The sequence below is a fragment of the Bacillus sp. AR8-1 genome (assembly GCF_008042345.1).
GTDB classification, from domain to species: Bacteria; Bacillota; Bacilli; order Bacillales; family Bacillaceae_G; genus Bacillus_A; species Bacillus_A cereus.
Genome location: NZ_QNUB01000008.1, coordinates 163,161 through 176,144 on the forward strand (window position 1 = coordinate 163,161; position 12,984 = coordinate 176,144).

A 12,984-nucleotide genomic window follows, 5' to 3' on the forward strand; every position below is an offset into this window, starting at 1 on the left:
CCCGCCTATCATCAAAAAAACTTTTTCATCACTATTGCCTCCTTCATTTACTTGTTAAGTTGTATCTTTATCATAGACTTCTTTCTGATGCTATTGTCCGCAATCCGTACTGTATTTACCGTAAAAAAGGCGAACCACTCTTATGTGGTTCACCGCAATTTCAACAGATGACATTGATTGTATGAAAACTTCTTAAATGTTATTATAAAAATATTCAGAAATTAAACGATATACCTACAAAGAGAGGTGTTCAAACCGTTGCAGATACAACGTAACTTCGTTTTCATTTTATGTGTAACTATCCTGTATTTTTGTTTACAAGGCTATATCTTATATAAAATAAACCAACCATATAGTGGAGTTCTTATTTCTAAAACAGACTCAACTACATACACAATAGCAAAAATTAAATCCTCCGGTTGGGCTTTTCATACGGACTTAAAAGAAGGAGATATAATCTATTCGATAAATAAAGAAAAGCCTCATTTAGGAATACTTCCTGGATACCAAAACCAATCACTAAATGCATCTGAAATACAAATTAAAAAAGACGATATCACCCAAACTTATAAAGGAACACAACATTTTATTGATTCTCTTGACAAAATTATTTCTGTATACTTTCCCTTCCTACTCGCTTTTATTTGTTTAGGGTTATCTATTTTTCTTTATACAAAGAAGCCTTTGAACCGGGAAACATTCTTTTTGATCACGTTTCTATTCATGACTTCCTCAAGTCTTCTAATCGCAGTTGAATCTGGTAAAGGTGATTTTATCGCTCTCATTATTTTAAGTATTGTATTTCAAGGTACACCTATGTCTCTCATTTTATTGTTGAATGAATTATTCAAGAAAAAGCAACTATACGTTATTTCTATGAGATTTCTAAAAATCGATATTACAATCGGCATTATTTTACTATTACTCTCTATTTTAACGATGTTCATTCCATGTCCAATAGTTAATACCGATGGATTAGAACTAATTTACCTTTCAATAAATATTATCTTTTGTATATATTTTTTAATCCGTGCCTATATCAAATATCACAGTACAGTACATAAACCATTTTTAAAATTAATGCTCACGATTCATTCCATTGCCTTCTTTCCGTTCGTTACACTCTATGCTCTTCCAGATGCAATATTCAAAACACCTATTCTCTCAGCAGATATTGGCGCTATGTTCCTAATCGCTCTTCCAATCGGGTATTTTTATTTAGTAGCGACGAAGCAGATTTTTGATATAGAGTTTGTATTTGATCGTTTACGGTATTACGCATTTCTGTCACTAATTCCAACTCTATTAATTGCAATCATTACGAGCTGGAGCATTTATTACAAAGACAATTTTCTCTCTCGACTACTGCAAAGTTTTATTATTATTTTTCCGTTAAACATTCTATTTCTCATATTAAAAGAAAGATTAGATTTTACATTCCGTAATCACCTCTTTCGGACTAAAACAAACTTATACGTAAACATTGAACAGTTTACCGCACAGCTATCATCTATTATGAAAACAGAAGAGTTAGAGAAAAAATTCACTAATGAAATCGTTTCGATGTTGAAACCTTCTTTTATTCAATTTGTTCAATATGATATGAAAGACAACACATATACACTCTGTAACGGATATCGACAAACGAAAGATTTCACACTTTCTAAAAAGAAAAAATGGAGTATGGCAGCATTACTAATTAATGATTTATTAGAGGATGATGGATGCATCGGTATTTACTTATACTCTACTAAACATATAAAACACTACATCTGGATTGGAACAAAAGTGAATAATATTAAATATAATACGCATGAAAAATCATGGTTCATCACTGTCACGACATACGTCCGTCTTATTTACGAAAACTTGTATACCATTAATGAAATTATTCATTCTCTAGAGCAGGAGAGTTTAGAATCCAAAACAAATTCTGCAAGCTTATCACGCCTACTCTTTCAAATTTCTGAACAAGAAAGGCGCCGACTCGCTTCAGATTTACACGACTCTGCATTACAAGATCAAATCGTATGGTACCGCAAACTAGACTCTTTACTAAAAAACAAATCCGTTCCACTAGAATTAAAAAATGAACTAAAAAAAATCCACTTCGGTATGCACGATGTAATACAACAAATTCGCGACACATGTAATGAATTGCGTCCATCACTTTTATCAGATGCTGGTTTAATTGGTGCATTAAGAGAATTGTTAGCCCAAACACAATTACGTGTGCAGTTTCAAATTCAATTTGATCACGAATCAATTCAAGAACATCATTACGATTTTGACAAAATTTTATCTTTATATCGTATCATTCAAGAACTACTAACAAACGCAGATAAACATTCCGAGGCAACCATCGTATCGATTTTTTTATGGGAAGAGAATAACTGTATTTTCCTAGACTACCGAGACAACGGCAAAGGTTTTAATATAGACACTCCCTACTCTCCTAAGCAGCATATGGGGCTTTCCGGCATAAAAGGAAGGCTTCAATCAATTGGTGGAGAAATACATATAGTATCCGAAGCTAAAAAAGGACTTCAAATAAACATTACAGTTCCGAGGTGGTAAATAATGATTCGAGTATTAATCGTAGATGATCATCAAATTGTAGGTGAAGGAACAAAGAACATGATTGAATTAGAAGAAGATATGCAAGCAGAATATATTTTAAATGAACAGGAAGCACTTATAAAAAGTGACGCTACACCTTTTGACGTATATCTCTTGGATATGAATATGCCCAATTGTAGTGGTATTGAACTCGCCCAGAAAATATTACATATTCAAACAGATGCAAAAATCATTTTATACACAGGTTTTGAATACGTATCCCAATTTAATTTATTAATAAACTCTGGTATCAGCGGAATTATTAGTAAATCAGCTTCTCAGCAAGAGCTATTAATGGCAATTCGTGCAGCTGTAAATGGATATACTTTACTTCCTATTTCTTTATTACGTCAACTACGTACAGACGATATAACGACTCAACAACTTGAAAATAAAACCGCTCTTCTTACACAAAAAGAATTAGAAATCTTAGAATCCGTCTCTAAAGGAAGTAGCAATAAACAAATTGCTGATGAACTGTACATGAGTTCAAGAGCTGTAGAATACAACCTAACAAAAATCTTCAAAAAATTAAAAGTAGGATCACGCTCCGAAGCTTTAACAGAAGCAATGAGACAAGGCATTTTGAAAGTACACATATAAAATGAAACTTCCATCAGTTTGTTTTGTTTAACCCTTAAATAATGAGATAAATAAAAAAAGTCCTAACCTACAAAACGTAAGTTAGGACTTTTTAACGCGCCCAGAGGGATTCGAACCCCCGGCAGACGTGGTACCGGAAACCACCGCTCTATCCGACTGAGCTATGGGCGCATGAAGATTATGATAATATCAACGTTTAGCCTCCGTCTCGTTTCGATTTGTTCTTACCGAAAGTTTAACGTAGGACACGAACTCCATCGCTTAGGTGTTCGCTTCTTTACATATGGATATTATAGCCTGTCGTCTACCTAATACGCAAGTATAAAAATCTCTTCTATCCTATATATAATGCGCCTTCTCTCGCTTTCTTCGTGGTCTTCGTACTCTGCGCAAAACGGTATAGAACGAACTTAGACGCATACCCGTACGTTCCTTCACTTCTAGTAGCCTTGTAGAGCTAATCTCGGCGTAACCTTCTTCGTTCATAGGCATAAAAAAAAGACGCAGACACTAAGTCCACGCCTACACTTCAGCTATATTATTCGCTAAACAGGTCATGACCGAATCGGTTATGATTCTCGATTTTCTTTTCTACTAACTGCGCAGTCTCCGTATGATCTTTAAAGTAATCAGCAGGCTTGTTTACGTATTCCCCAGCAACATATCCGAGGTTTTCCGTGATTGCCGTGTGCACCTGTCCTACTGCGAATGATGCTGAACGTATTTCATTAATGTAATCTAGTCGCCCTTTGATTTCGTCGAAGTTCGGTACTTGCGATGCCTTCGCTAACTTCTGACTCATTCCTAATAGAGCTGGGCGAATGTGCGCCAAGTTGTTACCTTTGCCGACTAATTCCGCTAGTTGCCCCGTGAAATATCCTTGTAATTCGTGCGCCGTCTTTCCGTTCTTGCTCGCTAGTTCTACCATTTTCTCTAGGTGTTGAATAGCTGTTTGTTGATTAGGCGATAGTAACATTTTTGTTTTTAAGTCGCTGATTTCCGCATCATATAAAATACGGTCTGATTCGCTTAATTCCTCGAACTGCGGCGTTAATAATGCCATTGTTTGTTGCTCGGCTTTGTCTAATGACGCATTATACTTATCTCGACGCTCTTTCATTTCTTCTAAGAATATGTGTGTTGCTACTTGCTTAATGCGCTCTTTTCTCGCCTGTTTGCCTTTGAATGTTAATTCTTGATTTGCCCCTACTTTACGTAACTCTTCATTAAGTCCATTACCATTACTTCCATTTAGTAGCTGGATTACGTAGCTTGCTGTACTTGCTTGAATATCTCGTGCCTCGTGGATTAGCTCTACTGCTGTCTTAGTATTTGTCATTTTGTCCTATCTCCCTTTTGTTTGTTAGTTTAGTTTCGCTTTCTTTCGAATAGTCTCTTTTAACTTGCGGTGCTGCTCGTCCCGTACAAGTTGCTCGATGTCCGTAATATCTTCGTCTGTTAGGTTTAATACACCTCGCATACGTTTTAATGTGTCTACGCTTGGAGTACATACTTTATTCTCGTATCTATTAACGCTAAGTACAGTAACGCCGATTCTCTGTGCGAATTGCTCTTGCGTTAATTCGAGAGCGGTACGAATGTATCGGATAGTATCAGCTTTCATCTTTTCCCAAATCCTTTCGTTTTTTTCGCTATGTAAATACATCACCTACCCCAAAATAAAAAGCGCCGTAGTAGGTAGCGCTTCTTACTGGAAGATAGAACATAATATGTTCCAGTGTTAGCCAGTGCCTTTCGGAACTGCGAAATTACAGGGATATAAGAAGTAGCGGAAACTACTTCCTCACCTATATGTATGGCTGACGATGTGTTTCGTGTATAGTGATACGAAACTTTTTTATTTTTTACGCAGCACTTTATGATCTTTGGTATAGTTACGCACATCTTAGCGAGTCTTTTTCTAGTTTGTTCGTGATTTGGTCGAATAGCTTTGTTATACCCACCTCGTACGGGTTATTTAATACGCCTCTATCACATACATACGGGCTGATTACGTAGCCACGCCCCTTAACACCAGTCTTCGCACCACTAACGGATATCATTGCCCCTTCATTGATAAGCATTGATAATAGATTGCGTGTCGAGTTGCTTGCGATTCTTAAAATCTTCGCTATATCACGAGAACTTAGAATCTCTACGTTTGACGGCTCGAACTCCTGCGGATTTGCACATAATACATATGTATCCTTGTGCGCATATGGCATTAGTTTGAAAATAGCACCTGCTTGGCGGTCTGATAATTTAGAAAGAAGTTGTTTCGCCTCTTCTTTGTATACCTTCGTAAAGTTATCGAATGCGCCGCCAGTGTTTCCGCATCTTACTAAATCCTCGTTGATATAGTAGAGCGTTGGGCGCTGCGAATTATCACGAATCACCGCACCGATCTTTTCTAATTCTTCTAGCGCTTTAAGGGTCGATTTCTTCCCACGCTTTAGTAGTTTCTGCATATCCTTCGTTGTTAGCGGTCGAATACCATACTTACCTCGCCCCGTGTCGTGCATTAATAAACCGCCCGCATTCATTTGCAGGTATAACGATAGTTTGAAGAATACGCCTAGCTGATTAAGTGTTACGTGGCTGTATCGCTCTCCTTCGTTACCATTAACCATTACGAAACGGCGTGTATCTTCCTTGCGTGACTCTTTGTATCGAATCGCATCTAGTTCGGCTGGGGTTCGTACCCTTTGAGCCTCTGCGATTGCTACCGCCTGTTTTAATGCTGTTTGTTGTGCCTCTGTTAGTCCTTCGATTGAGCCACCGTGTACAATGGCGCTGATTTCTTCGAATAGATTGCCTGTTTTCTTCATTGTGTTTCCCCCTTATTTGGTGTAATTGGATATAAACTTGTCACTTATTTGACACCTTCTCCACTGAATTTGTCACTTATTTGACACCTCCGAAAATCGACTTCAGCCTTAGAGCCGCAAGCGATGTAAACAGATTTACCTATCAAAGTACTCTGTTATCTGTGTGAATAAAGAAACATCTTTGACGCAGCAACTACATAGCGTCACGGCTTCCTTAACGTTGCCGATTAACGGTGTTGAGTAATGCGTTTAATTAAAAAGAACATAAGCGGTAATAGTTAATGTGAGAGCCTGCGAACACTCGAAGCGATAGCGTACGATATAGGGCTCCATCTTTTAACCCTTACAAAAAAATAGGCGCAACGTCCTTCCCTTTCTTGGCTAACTTGCGTGAGTGTTTTACGATTAATGCCCCATGCATCCCTCTAGGCGCTTATTATTCGAAGGCTTGGTATAATGCGTAAAAAAAGAGACCGCAGCAATTAAGCTACAGTCCGAAGAAAAGAGTGTTATATGAAGTTGTATTGAGCGGACAACATTAGCCGCCCTTTCACCTCTCTAGGCGCAGGTAGTTTGCGAAATTGGTATGCGTAACCCCTTGAGGCGAAAAATGATATCTGTAATTTCTGTACAGCAGTTGCGGGGCGTGTCGGTGGTGGCTTGGGGGGCGGTCTTTTTCGAAGCTTGGCGGCTCGGTATATTGCTGCACTGCACTTGTCTTCGCAAAATCCTCGTTACTGACTTCGCAGCTCCTCACTTCAATGATAAGTTTCGCTTGAATTATTTTTCAATGCGTTTCTTTCTTCGCTTTAACTTCGATGCAAAGACAAAAGACTTCCCTTAGCTTCGTAATAACTTTCTTAATCGCTTTGCTTTTTAGGATTAACTTTACTTTACTCTTCGAAGACAGCGCAAAAGACTTCGCAAAGTAATGCGATTAAAAGAAGTAACGAAAAGGATCACTGCTGCTTTCCTCGCATTCAATCACTCTCGAATACTTATAGCTACGCTAGACTACACACATAGTAATAGCTGATAGTACCTACGCTGCACCTGCATGACATGTAGCCCCAGCGTATCTATATAAGATTCTGCGCCCACCTCTAAAGGCATAGATACCATATGAAACCGCACAAGACTCGTATAGACTTCCTAGGAAATTCGAATACTAATTTATATTACCTAATCGCATATAAACCCATGTGTAAAGCCCTGTACAGCCACCTATCCGCCCTATTTCGTATCCCGTACCAGCAAATAAGAATATATGCAGCCTTATCGATAAAATAGTAGCACCCATGCGAAGAGATATACCACTTCAATCCGTAAAATTAGGTATAGATAGTAGCATTGGATATTTATTTAAGTATTAAAAGCTTTACTTAATATTTTTTGATTGTGTAGACTAATAAGAAATATTGTATAATTTAACAGTATTATATTTTTTTGTGAAAAAGCAAAGCTAAGAATAATACTGTAGGATTAAGAAATAGGAGTGGTGAAATGAGAGCTATTCATTTATCTGATTTTCATATATCAAAAGGTGATTTAATAGAATTAAAAACTTATATACTTAAGCCTTTAGTAAAAGATTTAAAAGAGTTACATTCTCAAAAACCAATCGATTTTATCTTTTTCACAGGAGATCTAATAGATAAAGGTGGATATGGGTTTGAATCAATCGAAGAAGCTTTCAAAACTTTTGAAGTAGAGGTTATCGATTATCTAACTCAAGAATTGGGTATACATAAGGAAAGATTTATTATTAATCCTGGTAATCATGATATTTTAAGAAGCGCAGATAATAAATTTCAGGAAATGGGTTTAAAAACACATTTTACCAATTTACAGTCTATCAATGAATTCTTGAAGGACAGTGAGCAATGTCAAGACTCTACTAAAAGGATTCACGCATATAATAAATTTGAGACTGAATTATACGGAGAAAAAGAAAATATCGTAGTTAATTACTTTGAAACAATTCATAGATATAATGTAAACGGATATGATATCGGGATAGCATCATTGAATTCTTCTTGGCGCTGTTATGATGAAAATGATAGTGGGAATTTATTAATTAGTGAAAAACAGATAATGGATTCTTTAGAGTTAATAGAAGATTGCGATGTGAAAATAGCACTTATTCATCATCCAATTAAAGAAATCTCAAAGGTTGAACAAACACTTATTCAAAATAGATTAAATGCTAATTTTGACCTTCTTTTCTTTGGACATGTACATACGACAGACACTTACCAATTTTCAGATATGACAGGAACTTCAATATTTTCGATTTCTCCTTCTGCATGGGCTGATAACCGTTATAATTCAGATTATGAATATCTGAATGGATATGTTTTAGTGGATTATGAATATACTAATACTTGTACTTTTACATATCGGTGTTATTCTCAAAAAAAGAATGCCTTTGTTACTAATACCCAGTTAGGAAAAGACGAAGGAAGCACCACCTTTTCTTGCCCGAATAAAGAATCATTAGAGACTTTTAAAAAAAAAGAGAGAATTATTCGCACACTTGAAGCTGTCTACCCTGATACTGTAAATGAACATTTATTGACATATAATACAGATACAATCGCCCCGAAAAATTTAAATGATTTATTTGTAATGCCACAAATCATACAAAAAAGTGAAGATGTTGTACAAGAGGATGTTTCGAAAGTTTCGGATAAAAACTTTTCAATGCAGGATATTTGTAAAAAAACAGAAAACATTATGCTTGTTGGAGTTAAAGAAGCAGGGAAAACAATTCTCTTGGATAAAATATTGATAGAATTTTTGAATAATTTCAATATGTATGGGAAAATACCAGTTTATTTAGATTTTGAAGATATTAATGGGAGTAGTATAGATACCTTAATTTCCAGATTTACTACTATTTCAATTCGTGAAATAAGAGATCAGACTTTTGATATGGATGATGTAATTTTATTAATTGATAACATTCAATTTGAAAATAAACATTCTTCTTCATTAAAAAAATTGCAACGTTTTATTATAGATAATCCAAATGTAAAGTTAATAGTGACTTGTACATCAAATGGTGAAGGTGAACTTCCTTTATCAGCTATTGGAAATCCTATTCTTGAGTATTTTTGTACTACATACATAAAACAGTTTAATACAAAAGATATTCAAAATTTAATGAATAAGTGGTTTACTAGTAGGTCAGAAGTAACTTCTAAAAGAGAACATTTAGATAAAGTGATTAGTACCTTCAATGCTTTAAACATTCCAAGAACTCCCTTAGCGGTATCAATGTTCTTATGGATTATTGAGAAACAGGAAAACTATTCGCCTGTAAATAATGCACAGATGTTAGAGAACTTTTTAGAACGGCTATTTTCAAAGTCAGATATATATGAAGTGTATTCATCTGATTTTAGTTATAAAAACAAGGAATCTTTATTAACTGATATAGCTTACGAAATGTATTCGAAAAAATACTTGCGTTATCGATTAAGTTATGGGGATTTGAGAGATTATATAGAACAAAATCTAAAAGAGAAAATGTTTGATTTTGACGCTGATATAATTTTGGAACACTTTTTAAATAAAGGTATATTCACATGCGAAACAGACGATGGCATTAAATATGTCCGCTTTAAGTTCTCTTGCTTCTTTCAATTTTATTTGATGAAAAATATTGATTCTAATGAGAAATTTAAAGAATACATCCTCACTGATAGAAATTATTTAAATTTTGTAGATGAATTAGATTACTATACAGGTTTAAAAATGAATCAATTAGATTTAGTTGAAAATATAGTAGATAATATGAATCTAGATTATAAAGATTTAAAAGAAAAAGTCTTAAGTTCGGGGATAGATACCTTTTTTGAAACTAAACACACAATAGTTAGCCAACTAACTTCAGAAAAAGTGGAAGTTATAACTACAGAGGTTAAAGAAAACGATGATTATTATGAAACTAAAGACAGAGAGTTAGAAAATCACACAAGCAGGAATATTGAGGTAAAGCCAGATTCGTTAAATCCAGTACAAAAGTTAGAAAGACATTGGGTTTTAGCAGCTAAGATGTTAAAAAATAGCGAAGAAATAAAGAAAAAGGATTTTAAAATTAACGCTTTAAATGATATTGTTCTTTCAGCAACATTATTTGCGACATTATACAAGTTATTTTTAATCAAAAAACGAAATGAAGATGAAGAACAATATTCTTCAGAAGAGCAAAATATAGTTGTGTATAAATTATTACCATTAATACATCAGGTAATATTAACTCAGACTATTGGAACTGGGAAATTACTTGTTGCTTTAGAAAATATCATTGAAAACGAGAAATTTAATAAGAAATCAGAGCTTGAACATTTTACATATATATTTTTATATGCTGATTTAAAGGGTAAAAAGAAATTTGAGTACATTGATCATCTATTATCCAATCATAAAACGAGCTATTTAAAAGATATGATTTTCTTTAAAGTACTTGAATACTATCATCGTTTTGATATACCCGAAACCGAGGAGCATAAATTATTAAATTATATTGGAGACTTAACAGTATCTAAAAACCCTTCTTCGAATATCAGAAATAATCAAAGAAGAAAAGCCTCTATAATTAATAGAGTTGAAAGAGAAAAGATTCAACAAAAAATGTTAATGATCAATTGATAAAAAGATAGCTAAAGATTCGAATAGATTTTTAGCATGAAAGCAAAGGTCTACTCATTTTAATTTGAAAAGTTGTTCTAAAAAACCTTTAAAATTATAAAAAATGAAAAAGCATGGTGAAAATATAGAGATTAATCTTACTTGTAAATTCAATAAGACTATCAATATTTTGAACACATGTTACCTTTACTGCAATACGTAGAATGAAAGTAGGGCACGTTTAAACAGAACGCACCCTACTCTCTTTTAGGTTTAGAGTGTCATAACTCAAAGGTATTGACACCAACTTATCAACGTGATAGTATCAGTATATCGAATGGTGTCATAACTTAGTGTCGTAAATGAACACCGAAAAAGGAGCGGATACATATGAAATACGGGTACGCAAGGGTAAGCACATTACAGCAGAATTTAGAGGCGCAAATACAAATGTTAGAAAAGGAAGGCTGCGATACAATTTATTCCGAGAAGTTTACGGGAACGAAAGCAGACCGCCCACAATTCCAAGAAGTACTATCGAAACTAGAAGCAGGCGATACGCTGGTAGTTACGAAGCTAGATAGATTCGCAAGGTCTGCGGTAGATGGAATACAAACCGTTAAGGAGCTATTCGAAAGAGGCGTAAGAGTTCATATTCTTAACATGGGATTAGTAGAAGATACAGCAGCGGGGCGATTAATCTTTAATATTATGAGTTCATTCGCTGAATTCGAAAGAGATATGATTGTAGAACGTACGCAGGAAGGCAAGGCAATCGCAAAGCAGCGTGCCGACTTTAAAGAAGGTAGACCGAATAAGTACACGCCGAAGCAGATAGAGCATGCGTTAGGATTACTAGAGACGCAATCATATACGCAAGTAGAGCAATTAACAGGGATTAGTAAAAGTACATTAATACGAGCGAAGAAAAAGCAGCGGGGCGCTAAATAGATAGCGTCTTTTTTATTGTATCTGCGTAAAGATCATAACCTATTGAGTTTCGGAAGGCGTCCCCGCCCGACCTCGCAGCAAGTGTACAGCCCCCTGTTTTCGTATATATGTAAACTTCCGTAAACAAATGTAACTAACAAAAAGTAAGTTTAATCCTACAGCCGCAAGGGATTCGCCGTTTCATCGCTAAAATTACACGAGTTTACATTAATAATTACATTAGAATTATACGATGTTCAATATAAATAAAAAGAGCTACGCTATCCCCAACGTGAGAGCGCTGGAACGTAACCCCTAGCCTACGCAGAATTTCCACAACTACGCAGACCCTAGCTTATGTTAGACGTACAAATGCTAGTAGAAGTGTTAACTCCTATATTATACCATTATGCCTAATACGAAGTATAGTAAGCCATAGTTTCAAAATGAGACACAAGGTATATCTTTTTGTATAGAAAATAACTTTTGGAATCTATAACCAAGATAGGTTATAATACGAGTATACGAAAAAAGCCCACCGTATTGGTAGTACGATAGGCTTCGCAAGGTGGTGAATACATATGGATGCAATCACCGTTACTGCGGTTTGCTCTTTACTCATGGTTGTTATGGGAATGATTAACATGAGCAAAGAAAAGAAGTAATATTTTATCTAAAGTCTTTCAGTGTTGGTAGCACTGAGAGGCTTTTTTTATATAGTATTCCACATTTAATGCAGAATATTACTTATAAACCTGTAGCTTACTAATTAGGTATGCAAAGTCTTCATTTTGAGAACATTTAGCTCATTGTTGTCCCTAAGGCAACATAAAGATTAAAAGAATAATCTAATAGGTTAACTTTAAGTGAACTTTTGTTTTCCCAATACCAGTTGTCATCCCACCGCCGCCAGGATCGTTATGCTAACTTTTTTTATCAAAATCGATACTTTTTGTATCCTTATAGCAACATTATAGCTTAACTGAGAGCACAGTTACAAGAAAAGTTTACTTTTAGTAAACCTCTTCTCTGACTAACCTCTGATTAATTTCTGACCAATCTCTGACTAATTTAAGGTTCACTTTAGGTTAACTTTTGATTTAGATAATGAACTTCACACCATACCACACCACTTCATCAACAGCTTCTTTTTCCGCCTTTCTGCTTGACTTTGGTTGACGCATTTACTAGCAGATGGAGGAAGGTCTAGGAAACGTGGCACAGGCTTCACCCCTACTCGCAAAGATAAAAGCTATCAATACGAATAAGAGGTAAAGCGCAAATACTAGCGTCAGTCGTTGGCTGAGGTTGCCGAGTATGCCCCTTCCGACTTTAGACTTTCGCCTATATCGTCTTTCTACATTGCAGC

The 12,984-nt window shown here is 35.3% G+C and carries 8 protein-coding genes and 1 tRNA gene; 5 read left to right on the forward strand and 4 right to left on the reverse strand.

Annotated elements, in window-relative coordinates; genetic code table 11:
* Nucleotides 1-258: 258 nt before the first annotated feature.
* Together DN400_RS04570 and DN400_RS04575 are read left to right on the forward strand one after the other, a co-directional pair.
* Nucleotides 259-2,577: a sensor histidine kinase gene (locus tag DN400_RS04570; RefSeq protein ID WP_065229552.1), complete on the forward strand. Its 2,319-nt coding sequence runs from the start codon at nt 259-261 to the stop codon at nt 2,575-2,577.
* Between the two features lie 3 nt (nt 2,578-2,580).
* On the forward strand, nt 2,581-3,222 hold the full coding sequence (locus DN400_RS04575; RefSeq protein ID WP_000621763.1) for a response regulator: 642 nt from the start codon (nt 2,581-2,583) through the stop codon (nt 3,220-3,222).
* A 95-nt stretch (nt 3,223-3,317) separates the two neighbouring features.
* On the opposite strand, the gene DN400_RS04580 is transcribed toward DN400_RS04575, so the two are convergent.
* The 4 genes from DN400_RS04580 to DN400_RS04595 all read right to left on the reverse strand — a co-directional run bounded on the left by DN400_RS04580 (nt 3,318) and on the right by DN400_RS04595 (nt 6,050).
* Nucleotides 3,318-3,393: transfer RNA gene (locus DN400_RS04580), tRNA-Arg, on the reverse strand.
* Nucleotides 3,394-3,760: 367 nt separating this feature from the next.
* Nucleotides 3,761-4,561, reverse strand: coding sequence for a hypothetical protein (locus DN400_RS04585; protein ID WP_098204730.1), 801 nt, complete (start codon nt 4,559-4,561; stop codon nt 3,761-3,763).
* Nucleotides 4,562-4,585: 24 nt separating this feature from the next.
* Nucleotides 4,586-4,846 (reverse strand): helix-turn-helix transcriptional regulator, encoded by a 261-nt coding sequence (locus DN400_RS04590; protein ID WP_140337941.1) that lies wholly within the window; start codon nt 4,844-4,846, stop codon nt 4,586-4,588.
* Nucleotides 4,847-5,117: 271 nt separating this feature from the next.
* The gene (locus tag DN400_RS04595; RefSeq protein WP_086407201.1) at nt 5,118-6,050 is read right to left on the reverse strand and encodes a hypothetical protein; all 933 of its coding nucleotides are present in this window, start codon (nt 6,048-6,050) and stop codon (nt 5,118-5,120) included.
* A 610-nt stretch (nt 6,051-6,660) separates the two neighbouring features.
* Here DN400_RS04595 and DN400_RS04600 point away from each other — a divergent pair.
* The 3 genes from DN400_RS04600 (at nt 6,661) to DN400_RS04610 (ending at nt 11,636) form a co-directional block, all read left to right on the forward strand.
* A complete protein-coding gene (locus tag DN400_RS04600) occupies nt 6,661-6,894 on the forward strand; it encodes a hypothetical protein (RefSeq protein WP_140337937.1) in 234 nt (77 codons plus the stop codon).
* A 659-nt stretch (nt 6,895-7,553) separates the two neighbouring features.
* Nucleotides 7,554-10,706 carry a metallophosphoesterase gene (locus DN400_RS04605; RefSeq protein ID WP_098204729.1) on the forward strand — a complete coding sequence of 1,051 codons (3,153 nt, stop codon included), beginning with the start codon at nt 7,554-7,556 and terminating at the stop codon, nt 10,704-10,706.
* Nucleotides 10,707-11,075: 369 nt separating this feature from the next.
* Nucleotides 11,076-11,636: a recombinase family protein gene (locus DN400_RS04610; RefSeq protein ID WP_098204728.1), complete on the forward strand. Its 561-nt coding sequence runs from the start codon at nt 11,076-11,078 to the stop codon at nt 11,634-11,636.
* Nucleotides 11,637-12,984: the final 1,348 nt, after the last annotated feature.